At 68.2% G+C, this 23442-nt stretch carries 24 protein-coding genes; 3 read left to right on the top strand and 21 right to left on the bottom strand.

The features are described 5' to 3' along the window. Window positions 1–7 precede the first annotated feature (7 nt). Both GOPIP_RS18650 and GOPIP_RS18645 read left to right on the top strand, forming a co-directional pair. The gene (locus GOPIP_RS18650) at window positions 8–1429 is read left to right on the top strand and encodes a condensation domain-containing protein (RefSeq protein WP_006371321.1); all 1422 of its coding nucleotides are present in this window, start codon (window positions 8–10) and stop codon (window positions 1427–1429) included. An 8-nt stretch (window positions 1430–1437) separates the two neighbouring features. After that, complete coding sequence (locus tag GOPIP_RS18645) at window positions 1438–3153, top strand: MFS transporter (protein ID WP_006371320.1); 1716 nt, start codon at window positions 1438–1440, stop codon at window positions 3151–3153. A 133-nt stretch (window positions 3154–3286) separates the two neighbouring features. On the opposite strand, the gene tsf is transcribed toward GOPIP_RS18645, so the two are convergent. Then, window positions 3287–4111: a translation elongation factor Ts gene (tsf, locus tag GOPIP_RS18640; RefSeq protein ID WP_006371319.1), complete on the bottom strand. Its 825-nt coding sequence runs from the start codon at window positions 4109–4111 to the stop codon at window positions 3287–3289. Between the two features lie 64 nt (window positions 4112–4175). Further along, window positions 4176–4985, bottom strand: a complete 810-nt coding sequence (gene rpsB, locus GOPIP_RS18635) for a 30S ribosomal protein S2 (protein WP_006371318.1) — start codon at window positions 4983–4985, stop codon at window positions 4176–4178. Between the two features lie 320 nt (window positions 4986–5305). Here rpsB and GOPIP_RS18630 point away from each other — a divergent pair, with 320 nt between their 5' ends. Next, complete coding sequence (locus GOPIP_RS18630) at window positions 5306–5884, top strand: M23 family metallopeptidase (protein WP_006371317.1); 579 nt, start codon at window positions 5306–5308, stop codon at window positions 5882–5884. 5 nt (window positions 5885–5889) lie between these two features. Here GOPIP_RS18630 and GOPIP_RS18625 read toward each other — a convergent pair whose 3' ends face one another. The 19 genes from GOPIP_RS18625 to GOPIP_RS18535 all read right to left on the bottom strand — a co-directional run bounded on the left by GOPIP_RS18625 (window position 5890) and on the right by GOPIP_RS18535 (window position 23441). Beyond that, window positions 5890–6879 carry a tyrosine recombinase XerC gene (locus GOPIP_RS18625; RefSeq protein WP_006371316.1) on the bottom strand — a complete coding sequence of 330 codons (990 nt, stop codon included), beginning with the start codon at window positions 6877–6879 and terminating at the stop codon, window positions 5890–5892. Between the two features lie 101 nt (window positions 6880–6980). Then, window positions 6981–7874, bottom strand: a complete 894-nt coding sequence (locus tag GOPIP_RS18620; protein WP_006371315.1) for a siderophore-interacting protein — start codon at window positions 7872–7874, stop codon at window positions 6981–6983. Between the two features lie 70 nt (window positions 7875–7944). Further along, window positions 7945–9072, bottom strand: coding sequence for a DNA-processing protein DprA (gene dprA / locus GOPIP_RS18615; protein WP_006371314.1), 1128 nt, complete (start codon window positions 9070–9072; stop codon window positions 7945–7947). Beyond that, window positions 9069–10583 carry a YifB family Mg chelatase-like AAA ATPase gene (locus GOPIP_RS18610; protein ID WP_014359749.1) on the bottom strand — a complete coding sequence of 505 codons (1515 nt, stop codon included), beginning with the start codon at window positions 10581–10583 and terminating at the stop codon, window positions 9069–9071. Before GOPIP_RS18610 ends, dprA begins: the two co-directional genes overlap by 4 nt. 19 nt (window positions 10584–10602) lie before the next feature. Beyond that, window positions 10603–11010 (bottom strand): YraN family protein, encoded by a 408-nt coding sequence (locus tag GOPIP_RS18605; protein ID WP_026920180.1) that lies wholly within the window; start codon window positions 11008–11010, stop codon window positions 10603–10605. A 166-nt stretch (window positions 11011–11176) separates the two neighbouring features. Further along, complete coding sequence (locus tag GOPIP_RS18600; protein ID WP_006371311.1) at window positions 11177–11488, bottom strand: DUF2469 domain-containing protein; 312 nt, start codon at window positions 11486–11488, stop codon at window positions 11177–11179. Beyond that, a complete protein-coding gene (locus tag GOPIP_RS18595) occupies window positions 11485–12213 on the bottom strand; it encodes a ribonuclease HII (RefSeq protein WP_006371310.1) in 729 nt (242 codons plus the stop codon). The genes GOPIP_RS18600 and GOPIP_RS18595 overlap by 4 nt, the downstream gene beginning before the upstream one ends. Before the next feature lie 75 nt (window positions 12214–12288). Then, window positions 12289–13176, bottom strand: coding sequence for a signal peptidase I (gene lepB, locus GOPIP_RS18590; protein ID WP_006371309.1), 888 nt, complete (start codon window positions 13174–13176; stop codon window positions 12289–12291). An 18-nt stretch (window positions 13177–13194) separates the two neighbouring features. Then, a complete protein-coding gene (gene rplS, locus GOPIP_RS18585; protein WP_006371308.1) occupies window positions 13195–13536 on the bottom strand; it encodes a 50S ribosomal protein L19 in 342 nt (113 codons plus the stop codon). Window positions 13537–13744: 208 nt separating this feature from the next. Then, on the bottom strand, window positions 13745–14827 hold the full coding sequence (locus GOPIP_RS18580) for a hypothetical protein (protein ID WP_006371307.1): 1083 nt from the start codon (window positions 14825–14827) through the stop codon (window positions 13745–13747). A gap of 7 nt (window positions 14828–14834) precedes the next feature. After that, window positions 14835–15167 (bottom strand): hypothetical protein, encoded by a 333-nt coding sequence (locus tag GOPIP_RS18575; RefSeq protein ID WP_006371306.1) that lies wholly within the window; start codon window positions 15165–15167, stop codon window positions 14835–14837. Further along, window positions 15164–15538 (bottom strand): YbaB/EbfC family nucleoid-associated protein, encoded by a 375-nt coding sequence (locus GOPIP_RS18570; RefSeq protein WP_006371305.1) that lies wholly within the window; start codon window positions 15536–15538, stop codon window positions 15164–15166. Before GOPIP_RS18570 ends, GOPIP_RS18575 begins: the two co-directional genes overlap by 4 nt. Before the next feature lie 68 nt (window positions 15539–15606). Then, window positions 15607–16305, bottom strand: a complete 699-nt coding sequence (trmD, locus tag GOPIP_RS18565) for a tRNA (guanosine(37)-N1)-methyltransferase TrmD (RefSeq protein ID WP_170320229.1) — start codon at window positions 16303–16305, stop codon at window positions 15607–15609. Between the two features lie 17 nt (window positions 16306–16322). Next, complete coding sequence (rimM, locus tag GOPIP_RS18560; protein WP_006371303.1) at window positions 16323–16883, bottom strand: ribosome maturation factor RimM; 561 nt, start codon at window positions 16881–16883, stop codon at window positions 16323–16325. Between the two features lie 14 nt (window positions 16884–16897). Beyond that, window positions 16898–17140: an RNA-binding protein gene (locus tag GOPIP_RS18555; protein ID WP_006371302.1), complete on the bottom strand. Its 243-nt coding sequence runs from the start codon at window positions 17138–17140 to the stop codon at window positions 16898–16900. Further along, window positions 17137–17592 carry a 30S ribosomal protein S16 gene (gene rpsP / locus GOPIP_RS18550; protein ID WP_006371301.1) on the bottom strand — a complete coding sequence of 152 codons (456 nt, stop codon included), beginning with the start codon at window positions 17590–17592 and terminating at the stop codon, window positions 17137–17139. The genes GOPIP_RS18555 and rpsP overlap by 4 nt, the downstream gene beginning before the upstream one ends. Before the next feature lie 447 nt (window positions 17593–18039). Further along, entirely contained in the window at window positions 18040–19167 is a 1128-nt protein-coding gene (locus tag GOPIP_RS18545; protein ID WP_006371300.1) for an amidohydrolase family protein, read from the bottom strand. A 7-nt stretch (window positions 19168–19174) separates the two neighbouring features. Continuing rightward, entirely contained in the window at window positions 19175–20740 is a 1566-nt protein-coding gene (ffh, locus tag GOPIP_RS18540; protein WP_006371299.1) for a signal recognition particle protein, read from the bottom strand. A 106-nt stretch (window positions 20741–20846) separates the two neighbouring features. Continuing rightward, window positions 20847–23441 (bottom strand): [protein-PII] uridylyltransferase, encoded by a 2595-nt coding sequence (locus GOPIP_RS18535; protein ID WP_006371298.1) that lies wholly within the window; start codon window positions 23439–23441, stop codon window positions 20847–20849. Between the last annotated feature and the right edge of the window lies 1 nt (window position 23442).

The raw sequence follows: 23442 nt of genomic DNA, 5'->3' as shown, positions 1-23442 counted from the left end.
GGTTGTCGTGGTCAGTTTCGGCCTCATCGACGAATGGGAGCCCCGCATCGGTCGGCTGACGAGCTGGACGATGTCGCAGACCGCGGTGACCGCCGCCGCCGGCGCCCCCATCCATCCGGTCCCGCCGTCGCATCAGCAGGAGGCCTACCTTCGTGCCGCACAACGTAATCAGTCCGCAGGCTTCCGCTTCTCCCGATTGTGCCTACAGGCCTTCGACTTCCACTCACCACTCGATGCCGATGCACTGACCCGTACCATCGACGCCTTCTTGCGTCGTCATGACACCTTTCGTTGTTGGTTCTCCGAGGAGCCCGACGGCTCCATCGCACGCCACGTCGTCGACCCGGCGATCATCTCGATGACCCCCACGACACACGGGGACATGGACTCGGCCTCAGCGATTCGTGAACACATCCAGAACGAGACACCGGGGCCGTTCTCGTGGGACTGCTTCACCTTCGGAGCCATCGAATGGGAAGGTGGCTTCACCCTGTACGGTGCCATCGATCACCTTGATACCGATGGCATCTCGCAGGCACTCACGTGCACCGAACTGATCACCCTGTACATGAACGAGGCGTTCGGACTCGACACCGGACTACCCGAGGTGGGCAGCTACATCGAGTACTGCGACCATGAGCGCACCGTCTCGGCCGCCCTGACGCGGCAGGCACCACAGGTATGTCGTTGGGTGGAACTCCTCCAGGCCAATGGCGGTGTGCTGCCCGGATTCCCGTTACCGCTCGGTGGCGAGAGCGAGGATCACACGCGCAGCGCACTCCTGACGATGTCGGTCTTTTCCGAGGACGACGCGCAGCGTTTCGAGGACGTCTGTCGCGCACATGATTCCAACATGACCGCGGGGCTGATGGCGGTGGCCGCCCTGGCGAGCTACGAATTCAGCGGGTGCACAGAGTATCTCGGTATGACACCGAAGAGCACCCGTGCGCCGGGTCCGGCACTGAATTCGGTCGGCTGGTTCACCAGCCTGATCCCGGTGCCGATCACCGTCGGTGCCGACGCGACGTTCACCTCGATCGTCGGCCCGGCAGCCGAGAGTTATGCCGCGGGTAAGGAACTCACCGATGTGTCGTTGCATCGGGTACTCGAGTTGGTCGAGCCCGACGACGGGATCGACGTGGCACCCGGATGGTCGGTACCGATGGTGTCCTACGTCGACGTGCGCAAACTCCCCGGCGTGGACGTTTTCGACGCCATCAACGGTTGTCTGTACGGCAATCGGGGCAGCAGCGAGGAGGTGTTCATGTGGATCAACCGATTCCGCGACCAGACGTCGATGACCTTGCTGTTCCCCGACACCGACGAGGCGCATGCGGCGCTCCCGCGATACACCGACGCGCTGCGCACGATCATGGCCACCATCGCCCGCTCCGGTGACTACCGTCCGACGGTGCTCGCGCTCACCTGATCCGACCGATGACCGGTACCGAGCACGCGAATCACCCAGCTTCACAGAACAGTTCCGCGTGTGACGCGCCCGCCCCGGTGCCGCCGCGCAGCTCGTGGTTGGCCCTCGCCGGTGCCCTGCTCGGGGTGTTCATGCAGATGCTCGACACCACGATCGTCAACATCGCCCTGCCGGATCTGACCGTCGAGCTCGGCGCCTCGACGGCCCAGCAGTTGTTCGTCCTGAGCGTGTACACGCTCGCGTTCGCGTGCACGTTGTTGACCGCGGCGACGCTGGGCGGTCGGTACGGGCGGCGACGGTTGTTCGTGTCGGCACTGATCGCCTTCACCGTGACATCGGTACTGTGCGGCGTCGCCCGTACCCCGACCGAGCTCATCGTGTTCCGCGGCGTACAGGGGGTCAGCGCGGCGCTGATGTCGGCACAGACCCTGGCGTTGATCACCGCATTGTTCGCCAAGCCGCTGCATCCGCGGATCTTCGGCATCTATGGCGCGGTCGCGGGGGTGGCCGCGATGCTGGGCCCGGTCATCGGCGGCGTGCTGATCAGTGCCGACATCGCCGGGTGGGGCTGGCGCACGATCTTCTTCGTCAACGTACCGATCGGCATCGTCGGATGTCTGCTGGCTGCCGGACGCCTCCCCCAGATGCGCGACGGTGTGCGCGGCCGACCCGACGTCGTCGGGGTTGTCCTGTCGAGTACTGGACTGTTCGGTCTGCTCTACCCGCTCGCCGTCGGACGCGAGCAGGGGTGGCCACCGCAGCTGTGGGCAATGCTGGCCGGCTCGGCAGTCCTGTTGATCGCCTTCGCCTTTCACGAGCGGCGACTGACCCGTACGGGTGGCCGCCCGCTGCTGCGCACCGATCTGTTCGCGGCGCGCCGATTCACCGTCGGCCTCCTGCTGTCGTTGCTGTTCTTCAGCGTGTTCGCGGGATTCTTCTTCACCGTGTCGGTGTCGACCCAATTCGGTTTGGGGTACTCGCCGCTGCGCACCGGGATGCTGGCTCTGCCGTTCGCGATCGGCGCAATCGTGGGCTCGGTGTCCTCGGGTGCGCTCGCCGAACATCTGGGCGCACCAACGGTGTTGAGCTGTGGTGCGATGGTGGTGGCCATCGGCTTCGGCTGGCTCGCGGTGATGCTCGCGCCGGACAGCGCAACCCTGTCCGTACCGGCGGTGATCGCCCCGCTGCTGATCGGGGGCGCGGGCACCGGCTTGTTCGTCGCTCCGCTGCAGACCACCATCCTGGCCGACACCGCACCCGAGACGGTCGGCTCGGCATCGGGATGCGTACCGACCGTCCAGCAGATCGGCGCGTCCATCGGCCTGGCGGTGGTCACGATCTTCTTCTTCGGCCAGGTCGCGAGCCAGTCGGCAACGGCCGTCCCGGCCGCCGGCTCGAACCTCGCCGCCTCACTCGAGACGACCTCGATCGACCCGGTGTTCCGCGGCCTCGTCGTCGACCGCTTCACGCGGTGCGCCTCCGCCCAGCTGACCTCGCCGCATCCCGATCGCCCCGCTCCCGGGTGCGCGACGCACGGCGACCGGCCCGGGCTCGCCGGCCGGCTCGCCGCCCAGACCGGCCCGCAGATCCATGCCGCGAGCCGCGAGGTGGCCGCACGGACCTTCGTCGGCGCGTTCCGCTCCACGCTGTGGGTGTTGGCCGCCGCTGCCGTCGTCGTGGCCGGGTTGTGCCTCGGACTGCACCGGAGCCGGACCACACGATGACCACGGTCCCGCGGTGACCGAAAACCACAGGCCGTTATGAACCACCGGCACTACTGAGCGGCGCGACACGCGAGAGGGCCCCGACCCACCGTGGTGGATCGGGGCCCTCTCGGATGGCCTCGTGACGGGTCGGTCAGGCCTGGCCGACCTCGAAGCGGGTGAAGCCCTTGACGGTCGCGCCGGCCTCGTCGAGAACGTCCTTGACGGTCTTCTTCGAGTCCTTGACGAACGGCTGGTTCACCAGGACCGCGTCCTTGAGGAAGCCCTTGAGCCGACCCTCGACGATCTTCGGCAGAGCCTGTTCGGGCTTGCCCTCGGCCTTGGCGGTCTCCTCGGCGATACGACGCTCGTCGGCCTTGACGTCCTCGGGGACCTCGTCCTCGCTGGCGTAACGGGCCTTGAGCGCGGCAACCTGCTGCGCGGCGTTGCGCGCGGCCTCGGCTGCGGCGTCGCCCTCACCGGTGTACGACACCAGCACGCCGACGGCCGGCGGCAGATCCGACGCACGCTTGTGCAGGTAGATCGCGACGGGACCGTCGTAGAACACGACGCGACGCAGTTCGAGCTTCTCGCCGATCTTGGCCGAGAGTGCCTGCACGGCGTCGGCGACGGTTCCGTCACCGAGCTTGGCTGCCTTGAGCTCCTCGACGTCACTGGTCTTGGCGGCCAGCGCGGCATCGAGCACCTGGTCGGCGAGTTGCTGGAACTCGGCGTTCTTGGCGACGAAGTCGGTCTCGGAGTTGAGCTCGATCATCGCGCCGTCCTTGGCGGCGACGAGACCCTCGGCGGTGGACCGCTCGGCGCGCTTGCCGACGTCCTTGGCGCCCTTGATGCGCAGTTCCTCGACGGCCTTGTCGAAGTCGCCGTCGTTGTTCTCGAGCGCCTTCTTGCAGTCCAGCATTCCAGAGCCGGTGAGCTCGCGGAGACGCTTCACATCGGCTGCGGTGTAGTTCGCCATCGTTGGCGAGCCTCCTTAGAGAGAGTGATCGGTTACTCGGCGCGTCCCGTGGGTACGCCGGGGGTCAGGACGCCGGGGTGGCGTCGCCCTCGGCGGGCGCGGTGGCCTGGGTGAGCAGTTCCTGCTCCCACTCGGCGAGGGGTTCGCCGCTGCCGGCCTCCGGCTTGGAGTCGTCCGACGCCGCACCGGCGCGGGCCTGCACGCCCTCGGCAACCGCCGAGGCGATGACGCGGGTGAGCAGCGCGGCGCTGCGGATGGCGTCGTCGTTGCCCGGGATCGGGTAGTCGACGACGTCGGGGTCGCAGTTGGTGTCGAGGATCGCGATGACCGGGATGTTGAGCTTGCGTGCCTCACCGACAGCAATGTGCTCCTTGTTGGTGTCCACCACCCAAATGGCGGATGGCACCTTGGCCATATCGCGGATACCACCGAGGGTCCGCTCGAGCTTGTTCTTCTCGCGGGTCAGCATCAGGATTTCTTTCTTGGTGCGACCCTCGAAGCCACCGGTCTGCTCCATGGTCTCGAGTTCCTTGAGACGCTGCAGACGCTTGTGGACGGTCTGGAAGTTGGTGAGCATGCCACCGAGCCAGCGCTGGTTCACGTACGGCATGCCGACGCGGGTCGCCTCTCCGGCGATCGACTCCTGCGCCTGCTTCTTGGTGCCGACGAACAGGATGGTGCCACCGTGGGCGACGGTCTCCTTGACGAATTCGTAGGCCTTGTCGATGTAGGTCAGCGTCTGCTGCAGGTCGATGATGTAGATGCCGTTGCGGTCGGTGAAGATGAATCGCTTCATCTTCGGGTTCCAACGGCGGGTCTGATGCCCGAAGTGTGCGCCGCTGTCCAGCAGCTGCTTCATGGTCACGACAGCCATGAGGTCTCATTCCTTTGTGTCGGTTGATGTTCGGTACCGGGTGGTCCGAACCCTGGCGCCCGTGTCCGCGCGGAACCCGGAGGTACCGGGACCGCCCACGCGGAGGGTTGTCGACCTCCTCCACGACGGGAGGCGATCTGGTGACGAGCGCGCGAAGTCACCCCGCCGTCGGCGAGGTGCCCGATCAGTCTACGCGTATGCCCTGCACAGCTCCAAAATCTGCCCTGCACAGCTCGGTGGATCGCGGCCGACGACCTGCGGCCGCGGAATTCGTTCGACACAAAGGGAGCCGATCGTCGGTGCGCTGCGTCTGATCTGTCATGACCATTCCCCTGCGCCTTCGGCGCGCCCTTGTCATCGGCGTGGCAGAACTCGTCGTCGTGGTGTCGTTGCTGCTGGCGGTACCCGCATTCGTCGGCGCGCAGCCGTCCTCCGCGGCGAATGTCAGCGCGCCACCGGGTTCGCGATACTCGGTGCCGCTGTCGCCCCGGCCGACGGTGGTCCGCGGGTTCGACGAACCGACCCGGCGCTGGCAGCCGGGGCACCGTGGAATCGACCTCGCCACCACCTCCGGCACCGCGGTCCTGGCCGCGGGTGACGGGATCGTCCGCTTCGCCGGGATCGTGGCGGGCAAACCGACGGTGTCGATCGAGCACGACGACGGGGTGATCACCACTTACGAGCCGGTGCGCGCCGGCGTGGGTCGGGGTGTCCGGGTGCGTCGTGGACAGGCGATCGGGACGATCGAGGCGGGCCACCCCGGATGCACGGCGGCGGCGTGCCTGCATTGGGGAGCACGGCGTGGGAGCGGCCGCGCGGCGGACTATCTCAACCCGCTGGCCCTCCTCGGCGCGGTGCGGGTGCGACTGAAACCGGTCGACGGTCCGGTGTCACCGTGAGTGATTCACGCGCGGGGGTGGGCCTGCTGATGAGCTGCGCGCAGGCGTTCGACGCTGACATGGGTGTAGAGCTGGGTGGTGGCGAGCGAGGAGTGGCCCAGCAGCTCCTGCACCACCCGCAGGTCGGCGCCACCCTCGAGCAGATGCGTTGCGGCGCTGTGGCGCAGTCCGTGCGGTCCCATGCGCGGTCCGTCGATCGCGGCCACAGCCGTGGCCACCACCGTCCGGGCCGTGCGCTGGTTCAGGCGTCCACCCCTCGCCCCGAGCAACAGCGCAGCGCCGGAGCCGTCGGTGGCCAGGCGGGGGCGACCGTGGGACAGCCAGGCCTGTAGGGCGTGGTCGGCGGGTGCCCCGAACGGAACGGTCCGCTGCTTGTCGCCCTTGCCGATCACCCGCAGGACCCGGCGACCGGTGTCGACGTCGTCGAGATCGAGTCCGCACAGCTCGCCGACGCGGATCCCACTGCCGTACAACAACTCCAGGATGACCCGGTCGCGGAGGGCGATCGGGCCGACGTCGTCCTCGGCGGTGGAATCGCCCGTGTGTGCCGGCGACACGGCGGACACCGCGGCAGCGGCTTGCTCGGCGGTCAGCACTGCAGGCAGGGTGCGATGCGCCCGGGGCGCCTGCAGCCGCGTCGACGGATCACTCGCGAGTAGACCTTCGCGAACGGCCCACGCGCAGAAGGTCTTCGCCGAGGACACCTGGCGGGCAACGGTGGTGCGGGCGGCGCCGCGGCGCGTGTGTTCGGCCAGCCACGCGCGCAGCAGGCCGAGATCGATCGCCGAGATCGCCGCGCCACGTGCTCCGGCGAAACTGATGAGTCCGCGAACGTCACCGGAGTAGGCGCGGATCGTGTGCTCGCTGTGTCCCTTCTCGAATCGCAGATACTCGGCGAAGTCGGCCAGCACCGTGGATCCGCGTCCGACGTCGGCGCCCACGCCGTCGACGGAGCCCGGCCGGTCGGCCCGGTCGGCCCGGTCTGCATCGGTCATGCGGTGAGCACATCGCTCGACCGCCGATCCGGCAACCACACACGCCGTGTCGTTGCCGGATCGGTACAGCCCGGACCCGATCGTGACGGGTCGAGGTGGCCTCAACGAACGAGGTTGCGCACCCGTTGTCCGAGCCCTGGCTTCTCGGCGCCTTCCTCGGTCTCGCGGAGTTCGGCCTTCCACTGCCGGAATCCCTCCTCGGTACGGCCGCGGCGCCAGTACCCGGAGATCGATGCGTTGGCCGCACCCACCCCGCGCTCCTTGCGGACGTAGGCGCGCAGGTTGTGCATGACGGCCTGCGCCTCACCGTGGATGAACACCTGCGGCTCTCCCTCGAGCCAGGCTGCCTCCCGGACCGCAGCGACGAGCGGTGCGTTGTCGCCGGCCTTGTCCTCGCCGACCTCGCCTGCCCCGCCACCGCGATGCAGCCAGGTGATCTCGGCGCCGGCGGGTGCGCTCAACTCGAGTTCGTCGTCGGGGCCGGCAACCTCGATGAAGACCTTGGCCACGGCATCGGGGGGCAGTGCCTCGAGGGCCGCGGCGACGGCGGGCAGACCTGCCTCGTCGCAGGCGAGCAGGTGCCACGGTGCGGCCGGATCGGGGTGATATCCGCTACCCGGGCCGAGGAAGTGCACGGTGGTACCAGGTTCGACACTCGCCGCCCAGGGCCCGGCGAGCCCCTCGTCGCCATGCACGACGAAGTCGATGAGCAGTTCTCGACGCTCGGCGTCGACCTTACGCACCGTATAGGTGCGCAGCGTCGGTTGTTGTTCGGGCGGAAGCGATCTCGATGCCCGTGGGTCGAAGTCGTCGGGGAACTCCACCCCCTCGGGCATGAAGATCAGCTTGACGTACATGTCCGTTTCGGCACGTCCGTCCCTGCCGACGGCGGGCACGAAGTCGTCGAATCCGTCGCCCCCGAGAAACAGTCGCACCATGTGCGGGGTGATCTGTTCACGCCGCAGGACCGTCATCGTGTTCACTCGCTTGGCCATGGGACCTCCTTCACCCGAACCACAGTACGCCGGGTTAGGTCAACCTAACCTGCGGGTCCGGGTGAAGGCGTCAGGCCAGGCGCCATCCGCTGCCCTCCATGGCCACCAGACCACCGAGTTCCAACACGGCAAGTGCCGCCCGGACCTCGCCGATCTCGACGCCGGCCGAGAACACCACCTCCTCGACCGTGACTGCGCCGCGACCCGGCAGCGCATCGTGGACGCGCTGTTGAATCGGCGTGAGTCCATCGGTGCTGCGGGGCGTTCCCCGGTCGGCGACTCCCCCGCCGTCGGGGGCCGCCATCGTCCGCACGGCGGCGCCATCGGCCACGAGTGCGGCGCGTCCGTCGGCAATCAGCTCGTGACAGCCGACCGACGTCGCCGAGGTGACCGGCCCCGGCACCGCACCGAGCGGTCGCCCGAGTTTCACCGCCCACGCGGCGGTGCTCACCGCACCGGAGCGGGCGCCCGCCTCGACCACCACCACGGCGTTCGACAGGGCGGCGACGAGACGGTTGCGGGTGAGGAATCGGTGGCGCGCCGCGGTGGTGTGCGGCGGGTACTCGGAGACGATGACACCGCGCTCGGCGATCTCGGCGAGCAGACGGGAGTGCGCAGCGGGATAGTCGCGGTCGATACCGCATGCCAGGACCGCCATCGTCGCTCCGCCACTGGCGAGCGCCGTGCGATGGGCGACCCCGTCGATCCCGAACGCGGCACCGGAGACGATGCCCCACCCGTGGTCGACGAGTTCCTCCGCGAGCAGGCCGGTGACGTGCTCGCCGTACGACGAGGCGGCACGCGATCCCACGAGGGCGATCGAGGCCGCCGCCAGATCGTCCAGCCGGGCCGGGCCGCGCGCCCACAGCGCCAGCGGCATCCCACCGCGCTCACCGGTGTCGGCGTTCGCCAGTGCCAGCAGCGAAAACCCCGGCCATTCGTCGTCGTCGGGGGTCACCAGCCGCGCACCACATTTCTCGGCGACCGCCAGGTCCGACTCCGAGCGGTCGTCGCCGGCACGCGCCTGCGTCGCCTTGAGCACGGCCTCGTGCCCGCGCGGCACCTGCCCGCGCGCGATGGCCGCCGCGGCCTCGAGGACGCCGATCTCGGAGACCAGTGCTGTCAACGGCACACACGGCGGTTCGGCGACGCGGGCCAGATAGGCCCACGCGCGTCGTTCGGATTCGGTCGTCGTCATCGATAGCTCCCCCGATCGCGGTAGAGAAGTGCTTGGGCCACTTCGGTTTCGGTGGGCACCGTGCCCCCGGCCAGGTCGGTCAGCGTCCAGGCCAGCCGCAGCGCGCGATCTGCGCCGCGCGCGGTGAGGCGCCCCTCGCGCAGGCTCAGGTCCACCGGCCGAACGACCTTGGGCGGCAGCCGGAAACGCCTGCGCAACGCCGGGCCGGGTACCTCGGCATTGGTGCGCCAACCGAATTCGCGCCATCGCTCGGCAGCAGCGCTGCGCGCCGCGGTGACCCGCGCGCGGATGTCGGCGCTCGACTCGCCGGTCTCGGTGGCCAGCGCGACGTTGCCGGGCGGATCCATCCGCACCCGGATGTCGACGCGATCCATCAGCGGTCCCGACAGTTTGCCGAGATAGCGCCGCCGGACCACCGCACTACAAATGCACTGCACATCCCGGGTCGGTGCGCACGGACACGGATTGGCGGCCAGGATCAATTGGAAACGCGCGGGATAGACGGCCACCCCGTCGCGCCGCGGCACCTTGACCACCCCCTCCTCGACCGGTTGGCGCAGGGAGTCGAGGACTTTCGGGCCCATCTCGGCGCACTCGTCGAGGAACAGCACTCCGCGGTGGGCCAACGACACCGCCCCCGGCCGTGCCATCCCGGTACCGCCACCGAGCAGCGCGGTGGTCGTCGTCGTGTGATGCGGATCGATGAACGGAGGCGCACTGACCAACGGCGACCCCGGTGAGAGCACCCCCGCGATCGAATGGATCGCCGTCACCTCCAGCGACTCCTCGTCGTCCAGTGGCGGCAGAATTCCCGGCAACCGCCGCGCCAGCATCGTCTTCCCGATCCCGGGCGGCCCCGTCATCAACACGTGATGGCTTCCGGCAGCAGCGATCTCGAGCGCATGCCGCGCCTGCGCCTGGCCCACCACGTCGACCATGTCGGCAACCGCGGCCGCCGGCGGCGGCACCGCATTCTCATCGACCGTGTCGAGCACGAACGACCCCGCCAGCCACCGCACCACCTCCCCCAACGTGCGCGCCCCACCGACCTCGATCCCCGACACCAACGACGCCTCGGCCACCGTCGCCAACGGCACCACCGCCCGCGCAAATCCCGCATTCCGCGCCTCGATCACCGCAGGCAACACCCCGGCCACCGGCCTAATACCACCGTCGAGCGCCAACTCCCCCAACATCACCGTCGAGGACAACTTCACCGGCGAAACCTGGTCACGCGCAGCCAGAATCGCCACCGCGATCGCCAGATCATGCGCCGAACCACGCTTGGGCATCGTCGCCGGCGACAGATTGACCGTCACCTTCAGATCAGGAAACGTGAACCCCGAGTTGCTGATCGCCGCCCGAATCCGATCCCGGCCCTCCCGCAACGACGCATCGACGTTTCCGCCGATCGCAAACGACGGAAGCCCCTGGCCCACATTGGCCTGCACCTCGACCGGCTTGGCCTCGAACGCATTCAAACCCACCGAATGCGTGCGCCCCAACGACATACGCGCCGGCACCAGATCCTCACTCGGTGATACCGACATGATGGCGCACCTCCGCCCGCTCCATCGCCGACGGATTCGACCGATCCAACTGCACCGAGATGACATCAAACCGAATGCCCGGCCACCAGATCTTCTGCTGCGCCAACCACATCCGCGTCAACTTGCGCATCCGCGCCAACTTGTCGGCCGTCACCGCCGCCACCGGGTCGGCGAAGACCCGCGACGCCCGCGTCTTGACCTCCACCACCACCAACCGACGTCCGTCAAAGGCGATCAAATCCAACTCGCCGTAACGATTACGCCAATTGCGTTCCAGGATCGACCAACCCAGCTCGGTCACGAACTCGGCCGCCCGATCCTCACCGAGCCGGGCCACCTCCGCCCGCCCCAGACGACCACCCCGGGCTCTCACAGGTTCCGCTGTCATGACGACAACGATCGCCCCTCACACCCACACCACCGACCCCCACGACCCACAACACCCCCACCATCGTGCACACGGTGAAAACTGTGGAGAAATCAGGTACGAAAAAACCCACCACGAAGCGACGTCAGGAGAAGCGTCGACTCCCAGACTGTGGTCACAGCCGGGCTCAGGGCTCGTCGGGCAGCCGCAACTCGGGCTTCTCGAGCTCCTCGATGTTGACGTCCTTGAAGGTGAGCACACGCACCTGTTTGACGAACCGGGCCGGGCGGTACATGTCCCATACCCAGGCATCGCTCATGCGGAGTTCGAAGTAGACCTCGCCCTCGGCGTTGCGGGGCACCAACTCGACGGCGTTCGCGAGATAGAAACGGCGCTCGGTCTCGACCACGTAGGTGAACTGGCCGACGATGTCCTTGTACTCGCGATACAGGGACAACTCCATCTCGGTTTCATACTTCTCGAGATCCTCAGCGCTCATCCTGTAAGCCTATCGCGGGAACCGTGGTCGCCGGCGTCGGGCGCGGCCGCGCCGACACCGGGCTCCGCGGTGGCGAGCAGCCGCCGCGACGCGACGTTGCGGTAGGACATCCGGTGTTGCGCAGAAGGTCCGAGTCGGTCCAGACAGGACATGTGCAACGCGGTGCTGTAGCCCTTGTGGACGGCGAACGAGTAGCCGGGCACCTCGCCGTCCATCGCGACCATGATGCGGTCACGCGTCACCTTCGCCAGGATGCTGGCCGCAGCGATACATGCGGCCGCACCGTCGCCGCCGATGACCGGCAGCGACGGTACCGTCAAACCGGGCACCGGGAAGCCGTCGGAGAGTACATATCCCGGCACGACGTCGAGCCCGGCGACCGCGCGGCGCATGCCCTCGATGTTCGCGACGTGAATGCCGATGCGGTCGATCTCCTCGGCCTCGATGACCACCACCGACCACGATTCGGCGTAGCGGGTGACCGCACGATAGAGCTTCTCGCGCGCCGCCTCGGTCAGCTTCTTGGAGTCGTCGAGCTCGGCCAGTGAGGCGAGTTGGGTGGGCCGCAACACGCATGCGGCGACGACCAGCGGACCGGCACATGCGCCGCGCCCGGCCTCGTCGACACCGGCGACCGGCCCGAGCCCGCTGCGGTGCAGGGTGAACTCGTAGGTCCGCAGAGCCGCGGCACGGCGAACCGGGAATCGTGGTGGCCACCGGCTCATCACGCCACCTCGCCGGCCGACGCCGGAGCGGGTGACACCGCGCAGGCGAGTACATCGATGGTCATGGCGTGCCGCTCACTGCTGCGGGTCGACCGAGCCCACACCGCCCATCCGGGAGAACGGGTAGATGATGAATTGCGTTTTGCCGCGGATGTCGTCGACCGGAACGGTGCCGTCGCTGCTCGCGGTGATGTGGTAGCGCGAGTCCGAGGATCGGGTGCGGTTGTCGCCCATGACGAACACGCTGTTCTTGGGCACGGTGATCGGACCGAAATCCTTGCCCAGGCAGCTGTTGAGCTTGCCGTCGTCACCGATCGCACTTGGCGTGGCGGTGCCGTTGGCGAGGTTCTGCTGCTGCAGCGCCATGTTGACGTAGGGCTCCTTGAGCGCCTTGCCGTTGACCTTCACACCGACGCCCTCGCTGTTGCGGCATTCGACTGTCTGCCCCCCGACAGCAATGATGCGTTTGACGTAGTCGTTCTCGTCGGGAGGAGCGAATCCGAACCAGGACAACGCATCCTGCAGATGGTGTACCACCGGGTTCGAGGATCGCGGTGACACCCAGCCGTCCTCACCCCACGAATCGGGAACCTTGAACACGACGACGTCGCCGGGTTTGGGGTCCCCGAACGTGTAGGAGAGTTTGTCCACGAAGATCCGGTCGTTGGAGCACCCGGTGCACCCGATGAGGGTGGGCTCCATCGACTCGGAGGGAATGACGTACTGACGACCGATGAAGGTCTGCAGAATCCAGCTGATCAGCAGGACACAGGCGACGATGATGATCGTCTCCCGCAGCAGCGAACCCTTCTTCTTCTCGGGCTTGTCGCTCTTGGTCCGCCACGGCCGCGATGCTCGCGGACCGTCGTCGGCGGGATCGGTGCTGCCGGAGGGATCGGTGCCGCCGGCGGCGTAGGCGCGGTCGTCCCCGGCGCCGTCGCCGTCGCGATAGGTGTCAGCCACGTCGTCAGGGTAGACGCGTCAGCGCTTTTCCTTGATCTTGGCCGCCTTGCCGCGCAGATCGCGCAGGTAGTACAGCTTCGCGCGACGCACGTCGCCGCGGGTGAGGACGTCGATCTTGGCGATGTTCGGGCTGTGCACCGGGAAGGTACGCTCCACGCCGACGCCGAAGGAGACCTTGCGGACGGTGAAGGTCTCGCGGATGCCGCCGCCCTGGCGGCGGATGACGACACCCTTGAAGACCTGGACGCGTTCCTTGCTGCCCTCGATGACCTTGACGTGGACGTCAAGGGTGTCACCGGGACCGAATTCGGGGATGTCGTCGCGCAACGACTGCTTGTCGATGGTGTCCAGGATGTTCATGTGTCGTGGTCCTTATTCTGGCGTGGCGTGAACAGAGGAACCTGGCGGCCCGCCCTGATCCCCGGGGATCACCCGAGGTCAGGAGTGTGGTTCGACCGGTTCGTGCTCCGAGTCATGGTGTGTACCGGGATGGACGTCCGCAGGGGACGCCGGCATCAGGCAACCCGACTATTGTGCCAGACGACCCCCGGCCCGACGAAATCGCCGGTCACGGTCCGGCGACACCGCGCGACGACCGTGCCGCGGCGGCGACCAGCGCTGCGCCGGACGCCGCGATCGCCGCTCGCGCCTGCGCCGACGGCGGTGACGCGGAGGCGACCGCCAACGGTGTGACGCCGGAGCTCTGCATATGGTGCAGCAGCGCGATCTCCGGGGCACGGCCGTCACCGACGAGTTCCTCACCGGACCGTATCGACATGCCCCGGCGCAGGTAGGGCACCGGGTCGCTGGTCGCGATCACCACCGTCCGACCGGTCTGCGGGTGCTCCCCCACTCCGACGGCGACCTGCACCCACGATCCGACGGCACCGGGCAGTGACATGTGCAGGGCGGCTGCCCGACGGGCAAGCGCGTCGTACTCGGCGCGGGTCAGTTCAGGCGGCTCGTCGGACTCCGCGTCGGGACCGGTTCGGGGGCCGGCCGGAACACGCCGCGCCGCCGCACCCACACCTGCGCCGGCCGCGGCCGCGCCGAGACCGGCGAAGCCACCCATCGGCATCATCCCACTCGTGGCGCCCGCGGAGCTTCCGGTCCGATCATCGGTGTGCTCACCGCCACCCGCAGCTAACGGGTCGGCCTGCACAAGCGCGCTGGACTGTTCGGTGTACTCGTCGCCGGCGGCCGTCAGTGCCATCCGGCCCGCACTCGCGGCCCGCACGGCAGACGTGTCGTCGCCGAGTGCCGCGGCAAGCGCACCGAGCATCTGGTCACGGTCGGTGATCGCCGTGACCAACTCGACTCGCAGACGCGCCGCGGCGGTCAGATCGGCGAACGCCTCGACGGTGTCCGCGGCGGCGGCCACCGCTCGTGCAGTCGCGGGCAACGCGGCGTCCTCGCCGCCGACGAGGTGCTCGCGTCCGGCGAGGATCGCCCGGGTGAAACGGCCGTCCCCACCCTCGACGTCGCGATATGCGGAGGCGAGGTCGGCCGCGATGTGTTCGAGTCGCTCGCGCAGGGCGGCCAGTGCGGTCGCGACCTGACGGAGGGTCGCGTCGTCGGTGGTGGGCCAGCATCCCGGGACGAGGCTCTCGGCCAGCGCACGGGTGTCGCCGCTCCACGGCTGCCCGCTCATCGTGCCGTCATCGCAGCCGCCCACGATGGTCGAAACCGCCTGCCGCACGACCATCGGTGTCGACGAGATCGCGGGTCCCGGCGTCGATCGACGCCGCGTGGGTGGTGACGTCGCGGACGGCGCTCGCCATCGCACCGGCGAGAGAGCTCACGACGCCGGCGAATCCGGTGCGGAACCGCAGCGCTCCGGGATCGTCTCCGAGTGCCGAATCGAGCTGTGCCAGAACCACTTCGAGATCGGCTCCGAGGTCGTCGAGGTGGCGGGCCGCGGTGGTGAGCGCGGCATGCAGTGTGCCGGTGGCGTCGGTGTCGACGTCGACCCTTTGCGGATCGGCGGTCATCGGGCGGACGGCTCGATGTCGGTGAGCGCCGGCGTGACCGTGCTCGCGGCGGTGAGCAGTTGCGCACGTTGGGTGCGCAACATGCCGTCGGCATCGGCGACGAGTCCGACGATCAGTTGCGCGAGTTGCTCTCCCCGATAGCGCCGCATGGCCGACGCGGTGATGTCGAGGCCGACCAGCACGCCACGCGCATCGACGGTCACCGACACCGCGCGATCCGGGCTGGTCGCCGTGGCGGTGAGACCGGCGACGGCGTCGGCCACCCGCCGCACCTCGCCATGCTGCCGCTCGACCTCGTCGAGCATGTCCGCCCAGCGCGCACCGATCACTCGACTGTTGCCGGAGTCCCCCACCGTCGCCTCCCCACTCACACGGATCGGTCGATCATATCCCCCGAATCCGACATCGGTTGGGTGGGAATCCACAGGGATTGGACCGGTCAGTGATCGGGGTGATCGACGCCCGGTAACAGGTCGGGGCGACGCTCACGGGTGCGTTGCATCGACTGCTCGTGACGCCACGCGGCGATCTTGGCGTGATCGCCGGAGAGCAGGATCGGCGGCACCGGGAGATCCCGCCAGATCTCGGGCCGCGTGTAGCTGGGGCCCTCGAGCAGTCCGTCGGAGAACGAATCCTCCTGGTGGGAGCGGGGATTGCCGAGGACACCGGGTATCAGCCGGACGGTGGCCTCGATCATCGCCATCGCGGCGACCTCGCCACCGATCAGCACGAAATCGCCGAGTGAGACCTCCTCGACGCGCACCCGTCGTGCGGCATCGTCGAAGACCCGCTGGTCGATGCCCTCGTAACGTCCGCATGCGAACACCAGATGTGGGTGCTCGCTCCAGCGATGCGCCGTGGCCTGATCGAACGGCACACCGGCTGGGGTGGGGACGACGAGCAGCGCGTCGTCGGGGCACACCTCGTCCAGACACGGACCCCACACCTCGGGTTTCATCACCATGCCGGGGCCCCCGCCATAGGGCGAGTCGTCGACACCGCGGTGGACGTCGTGGGTCCACGCACGCAGGTCGTGCACCCCGAGCTCGACGACTCCACGCTCGATTGCCTTGCCCAACAACGCAACCCGAAGCGGCTCGAGGTACTCGGGAAAGATGCTGACGACGTCGATGCGCACGTGGGGCGATTCCCCGGTCACTGCGCCGAACCGTTGGCGTCGTCGTCACCACCGGCGTCGGCGGCCGCGTCGTCGATGAGGCCGGGCGGCGGATCGATCTCGATGCCGTCGAGGGTCACCGTCGGCACGATCTCCCGGACGAACGGTACGAGAACCTCCCGATCGGCGTCGGTGCGCACGACCAGGATGTCGTTGGCAGGCAGGTGCAGGACGGAATCGACGACGCCCACGGCCACACCGTCGATCGTCGAGACCGCAACGCCCTCGAGTTCGTGGTCGTAGAAGGCGTCGGGGTCGTCACCCGAATCGACCTCCGAGCTGTCGATGAGGAACAGCGTGCCGCGCAGGGCGTCGGCGGCCGACCGATCGGTCACCTCGCCCAGCGACAGCAACAGCCGCCCGGAATGTTCCCGGGCGGCTGTCACCGTGAAAGTGCGCTCGCCCGCGCCTCGCGGCAGTCGGCCGAGCAGGGTCGTCCCACGCGCGAACCGCTCCTGCGGTTCATCGGTACGGACGTCGACGACGAGTTCGCCGCGAATACCGTGCGACTTGGCCACACGGCCCACCACGAGCTCCATCGGACTCCGGGAGATCAGCGATCGGTGTCGACGATGTCGACACGCATCCCACGACCACCGATACCCGAGACGAGAGTGCGCAGCGCGGTCGCGGTGCGGCCGTTGCGGCCGATGACCTTGCCGAGATCCTCGGGGTTCACGTGAACCTCGACCAGACGGCCACGTCGGCCGGTGATCAGCTCGACGCGGACGTCATCGGGGTTGGTGACGATGCCGCGGACCAGATGCTCCACCGCATCGGCGACGACAGCGCTCACGCCTGAGCCTTGTCCTCGGCGCCGGATGCGTCGTCAGCGGTTTCGGCCGGTGCGTCGTCCTTCTTGGCGGCCTTCTTCTTCGGGGTGGTCGCCTCGGCGACGGGCTCGCTGTCGGCGGCGGCGAGCGCAGCGTTGAACAGGTCGAGCTTGGAGGTCTTGGACTCGGCGACCTTCAGAGTGCCCTCGGCGCCCGGGAGGCCCTTGAACTTCTGCCAGTCACCGGTGACCTTGAGGATGGCGGTCACGGGCTCGGTCGGTTGCGCGCCGACGCCGAGCCAGTACTGGGCGCGCTCGGAGTCGACCTCGATGAGGCTCGGCTCTTCCTTCGGGTGGTACTTGCCGATCGTCTCGATCGCGCGGCCGTTACGGCGGGTGCGCGCGTCGGCGACGACGATGCGGTACTGGGGGTTGCGGATCTTGCCGAGCCGCGTGAGTTTGATCTTGACAGCCATGTCTTCATCTTTCGTGTGGTCACTGCGCAATTCAGCGACCCCACCGGTTGTGGGGCCCGGTTTTGCGATCTGTCTCGGTGTGACCGTCGGGCGGTGCGTGACCGGGTCCGACGAACCAGCAGATCATTGTGCCAGACCGGGTGAGCGAGGGAGAAATCGAGAGAGCCATACCCGGCCGGGCGACCCCTGCCGGGAGTGCGGACATGCGGTTATCCACCCCGCGAAAGATAACCGCATGTCCGGCCTCATGTCGGTCCGTCTCGCGCGTTCACGTCGATCGGACTCGCCCCGTGGCCGGGCCGCCCAGACGGCCCGGATGCAGTTGCGGACTGATCACGCCTGCAATGCATCTGTGACCCTACCGAACAGTAATAAAACGCACCAATGGTCGACGGGTGATTTGGATCACAAATGTCCCCTGCGCAGAGACCCGTGTGTCAGATGTGATCAGACGTGGATACCGGAGCAGACGACCGCTCGCGGATGCCGGAGCACACCGAGATCGGAGACCGGATTCTCGTCGAAGACCAAGAAGTCGGCGCGATCACCGTCGGCGAGGAGATCGGCCCCCAGCCACCGACGCGGTTCGGCACTCGCCGCCGCGATCGCGCCGCGCGCACCGAGACCGATGCCGGCGAGACGTTCGACCTCGTCGACGATCCGCCCGTGCTCGACGAAACCACCGGCATCCGTGCCGGCGAAGATTCTCACACCCGCCTCGCGCGCGGCGGCGAAGGTGTCCGCGGCGCGCGCGTGCAGGGCGCGCATGTTGGCCGCATATGTCGGGAACCGGTCGGCTCCGTCGGCGATACCCGGGAAATTGTCAACCTGAATCATGGTGGGCACCAGGGCAATAGAGCGCTCGACCATGGCATCGATGTGGTCGGCGGTCGCCCCGGTTCCGTGTTCGATGCAGTCGACTCCCGCAGCGATGAGGTCACCGAGCGCATCGGTACCGAAGACATGCGCGGTGATGCGTGCCCCGGCATCGTGGGCAGCACGAACCGCGGCGTCGAGTTGTGCACGGTCCCACAGCGGCGCGAGATCACCGACCTCACGGTCGATCCAGTCGCCGACGATCTTGACCCAGCCGTCCCCCGCGGCCGCCTGCCGCGTCACCTCGCCGGCGAGATCGTCCGGATCGTCGAGATCGACGCCGTAGTCACGCAGGTACCGTTTGGGCCGCGCAATGTGCTTGCCCGAGCGAATGAATCGCGGCGCCAATGGGTCGTCGTCGAGCGGATGGGTGTCCAGGGGCGAGCCGACCTCACGGATCAACAGGGTGCCCGCGGCCACGTCCTGACGCGCGAACGCACGTGCCTGATCGATCGTCACCCCGAGCCCGGGGGCGATGCCGACATGATTGTGGGCATCGACGAGTCCCGGCAGGATCCACACGTCGTCGGCTGCGGTCTGCGCATCGGGAATGGGTTCGGTCCGGATGCGCCCGCCGCGCACCCAGAACTCGATCGGCTCGTCGGTGAGCGGGTCACGACCCCGGTAATGCCGCGGCTCGCCGTGGTCGATCGGTGAATACCGGATCGAGTCCCGTTCTGCTGCAACGTCTCCGGGCATCGACCCGTTACTTCTTCTTCGGCTGCTGGAACTGGGAGATGTCGATGCCCTCGAGTCCGGGTGGGAGCTGGTCGAGTCCGGCGGGCATGTTCGACAGATCCGGGAAACCACCCGGCATCCCGGGGAATCCGCCGCGCACCTTCGGTGGCGTGGGTCCGCGGCCCTTGCTCTTGCCCTTCTTCCCCTTGCCCTTCTTGCGATTGGTCTTGCGGCCCGGGCCCATCATCCGTCCGGACATCTGCGCCATCATCTTGCGGGCCTCGAAGAAGCGGTCGACGAGCTGATTGACCTCGCTGACGGTGACACCCGAGCCGTTGGCGATACGCAGACGCCGAGAGGCGTTGATGATCTTGGGGTTGTCCCGCTCGGCCGGCGTCATGCCGCGGATGATCGCCTGCACGCGGTCGAGCTGCTTGTCGTCGACCTGCGACAACGCGTCCTTCATCTGCCCGGCTCCGGGCAGCATGCCGAGGATGTTGCCGATCGGGCCCATCTTGCGGATCATCTGCATCTGCTCGAGGAAGTCCTCGAGGGTCAGTTCACCCTGGGTGATCTTGGCGGCGGCCTCTTCGGCCTGCTGGGCGTCCCAGTGTTCCTCGGCCTGTTCGATGAGCGAGAGCACATCGCCCATGCCGAGGATGCGGCTGGCCATCCGGTCGGGATGGAAGACGTCGAAGTCCTCGAGCTTCTCACCCGAGGAGGCGAACATGATCGGCTGCCCGGTCACCTCACGCACCGACAGGGCTGCACCACCGCGGGCATCACCGTCGAGTTTGGTCAGCACCACACCGGTGAAGCCGACGCCCTCGGCGAACGCCTCGGCGGTGGTGACCGCGTCCTGACCGATCATCGCGTCCACGACGAACAGCACCTCGTCGGGACGGGTCGCGTCGCGGATGTCGGAGGCCTGCTTCATCAGCTCGGCGTCGATTCCGAGACGACCCGCGGTGTCGATGATGACGACGTCGTGGTGCTTGGCGCGGGCCTCGGCGACACCACCGGTCGCCACCGACACCGGGTCTCCGGCGGTCACGCCGAGCGGGTTGATCCCGACGGGGGCTGCCTCACCGCTGATGCTGGTACCCGGGTGCGGCGCGAACACCGGGACGCCTGCGCGTTCACCGACGATCTTGAGCTGTGAGACCGCGCCGGGACGCTGGAGATCGCAGGCGACCAGCAGCGGGGTGTGGCCCTGCTTCTTGAGCCAGGCGCCGAGCTTGCCCGCGAGCGTCGTCTTACCGGCACCCTGCAGGCCGGCGAGCATGATCACCGTCGGCGGGGTCTTGGCGAACCGGACGCGCCGCGTCTCGCCGCCGAGGATGCCGACGAGTTCCTCGTTGACGATCTTGACGACCTGCTGAGCCGGGTTCAGCGCCGCGGAGACCTCGGCACCCTTGGCGCGTTCCTTGATGCGCGCGATGAACGCACGCACCACCGGCAGCGACACGTCGGCTTCGAGCAGCGCGAGGCGGATCTCACGGCAGGTGCGGTCGATGTCGGCGTCGGAGAGGCGGCCCTTGCCGCGCAAATCCTTCAGCGCACCGGTCAACCGATCGGAGAGGGAGTCGAACATTCCACCATCTTTCCATGACCGGCTCGTGCTGCGCCCGACGCGGGTGCGCGTCGGGCGCAGCACGGCGACACGGCAGGCGCCGCCGACCGCTCGATCCCGCGAGGCGTCAGCTGATGGGTACTCCCGATCGGCCGCTGCCGCCGAAACTCGCCGGCCCCGGATCGTCGTCGGTTTCGGTGCGTGGCCGCGGTGGCGGACAGACCGCGAGCACCGCGTCGGCCAGCTCCGTCCGACGCTCGGGGGTGTCCTCCCCCAGCACGAGACAGAATGTGTCGACGACCGTGTTGCCCAGGGTGGCGACCTTGGCCCAACGCACCACGACGCCGGCGTGCTCGATCACGTCGCTGACCCGGCTCAACAGACCGAGCCGGTCGTCGGTGCGCAACTCCATGAGCACCCCTCCGTCGAGATCGGAGGACGTCCACAACACACGCGACGGGGCTACCGCGAACAATGCGGGCACCGCGTTGGCGGCCACCGTGGCGGGATCGTCGGGTGCGCCCTGCGCGACGGCCACCGCCCCGGGGGTCGCGACGATCGTGCCGATCGTCGGGGTCGGCGACTCGCGTTCGCGTTTGTCGAGCCGCTCGAGCACGCTGAACTTGCCGTCGACGGTCGCCATGAGCTGCTGTCGCAGCAACCCGGCCTCGGGCGGTGTCCCGAACACGGGCACCACCACGAAGCTGTTGATCGCGCGATTCTCGTGGCTCTGGACCGTCGCCGACAGCGAGCGCAATCCGTTGAGCGCCAACACACCGGCCATCTTCGACAGCATGCCCGGATGGTCCGGGGCGACCATCAGTACGGAGTAGGTGTGCAAGCCGTCCGTCGGTGTGATGCGGACCGCGAAGTCGTCGCTGCGCGCGAGCGCGATCATCTCGTCGGTCAGCGGTTCGGGGGTCGGCAGTTCCTCACCGTCGAGCAGGCGGGTCGCGCGCCGCACCAGATCGTTGATGAGTGAGGCCTTCCAGTCACCCCACACGCCCGGGCCCGTCGCCAGCGAATCCGCCTCCGCGAGTGCCGCGAGCAGTTCGAGCAGTAATCGGTTGTGTCCGAGCTTGTCGACGACCTCCTCGGCGGTGGCCGGGTCGTCGAGGTCACGGCGGGTGGCCACCGTGGGCAACAACAGGTGGTGTCGGACCATCTGCGACAGGATCGTCACGTCCTGCGGCCACAACCCGATTCGGTTGCCGACCTGGATGGCGAGTTCTGCACCGACGATGGAATGGTCTGCGCCGCGACCCTTTCCGAGATCGTGGATCAGAGCGCCGAGCAACAACAGATCCGGTCGGGTGACCCGGGTCGTCATCGCGCCGGCGTTGACGGCGGTCTCGACCAGATGCCGGTCGACGGTCCACGTGTGCACCGCATCGCGAGGAGGCAGGTCGCGCACCGCACCCCACTCGGGCAGGAGCCGACCCCACAGGCCGGTCCGATCGAGAGCCTCGATCGGGGCGACCATGTGGGGCCCCGAACCGAGCAGCACCAGCAGATCACCGAGCGCCTCGCTCGGCCACGGCTCGCGCAGCTCCGGGGCGTAGTCGGCCAACCGCGACAGGGTCGACGCGCTGATCGGCAGGCCGGTCCGCGCCGACGACGCCGCCACCCGCAGAATCAGTCCCGGGTCCTTGCTGGGAATGGCGTTGCGCGCCAACACGATTTCACCGTTGTGCTCGACGACGCCCTCGTCGAGCGGTCGCCGGATCGGTGAGCGGCGCAGTTTGGCCAACCCGCGTCGTGGCAGCGCATTACCCGCGGTCCGCAAACCGACATCGGTGGAGTACCCGATGGTGCGCGCGGCGTCGCTGATGACCCGTGCGAGGTCGAAACGATCCCCGAGGCGCAGTGCCGCGCCGATCTCGTCGGCATCCTGGGCGCGCACCTGTTCGCGTGGGCGCCCGGCGATCCGATGCAATTCGGTACGGATGTCCAGGAGTCGGTGATAGGCGACCTGCGGTCCGGCACCGGGAGAATCGGGCCGCAAATTGGCCATGCCGTCGGTCAGTTGGGCGATCGACAACGCACCGAGCAACTGCACGTCTCGGAGTCCGCCGCGACCGTTCTTGAGGTCCGGTTCGGCGCGGTGTGCGATGTCGCCGCTGCGTCGCCACCGATCCCGGGCATGTTCGACCACCGCCGGGAACCGGGTGCGGATCTCCGAACGCCATTGCTGGCGCACCCCACCGATCAGCAGCGACGACAGGTCCTCGTCGCCGGCGATGTGCCGGGCCTCGAGCAGACCGAGTGCGGCGGTGACGTCCTCGGAGGCCACCTGCAGCGCCTGCGGAACCGTGCGCACGCTGTGATCGAGCGCGATGTTGGCGTCCCACAACGGATACCAGAGGCCGTCGGCGACCTCGGAGACCCGCTCGGGTGACTGGTCCTCGTAGAGCAGGATCAGGTCGAGATCCGAGTGCGGCAGCAGTTCACCGCGTCCGAGCCCGCCGACGGCGACAATCGCCAGTCCACTACCGGGTTTGATCCCGAGTTCGGCACCCTTGCTGGTCAACCAGAACTCGTGCAGGTCGACGAGTACCTGGCGCAGGCCGGGGGCGTCGAGTCGATTGGGTCCGGACGCCTCGGTCAGCTGGCGTCGGGTTGCCGCGAGATCCGTTGCGGCAACCGGTGTCTGGGAAGGACGCGGCCCCGCGCCCGAATCATCATCGGACGCGGGGCCGTGACCAGTGCTCACGAAGGGCATC

It is taken from the genome of Gordonia polyisoprenivorans NBRC 16320 = JCM 10675 (genome assembly GCF_000241325.1).
Lineage (GTDB): Bacteria > Actinomycetota > Actinomycetes > Mycobacteriales > Mycobacteriaceae > Gordonia > Gordonia polyisoprenivorans.
The sequence above is the reverse complement of the archived record's forward strand: the minus strand, read 5'-3'. Positions and strand labels throughout refer to the sequence as shown.